Origin of the sequence: Paenibacillus agri, from assembly GCF_013359945.1 — a bacterium.
GTDB classification, from domain to species: Bacteria; Bacillota; Bacilli; order Paenibacillales; family Paenibacillaceae; genus Paenibacillus_AQ; species Paenibacillus_AQ agri.
Genome location: NZ_JABWCS010000023.1, coordinates 1 through 241, shown reverse-complemented (window position 1 = coordinate 241; position 241 = coordinate 1). Strand labels below are relative to the sequence as shown.

Genomic DNA, 241 nt, shown 5'->3' with positions numbered 1-241 from the left:
TGGCCGTTCACCCTCTCAGGTCGGCTACGCATCGTCGCCTTGGTGAGCCGTTACCTCACCAACTAGCTAATGCGCCGCAGGCCCATCCCGCAGTGACAGATTGCTCCGTCTTTCATCCTTTTAGCAGGAGCCAAAAGGAATTATCCGGTATTAGCTACCGTTTCCGGTAGTTATCCCAGTCTGTGGGGCAGGTTGCCTACGTGTTACTCACCCGTCCGCCGCTAACCATCAGGAGTGCAAG

At 56.0% G+C, this 241-nt stretch carries 1 rRNA gene; it reads right to left on the bottom strand.

Annotated features, from left to right (window positions below):
• Positions 1–241: ribosomal RNA gene (locus HPT30_RS31215) — 16S ribosomal RNA — on the bottom strand; the annotation flags it as partial.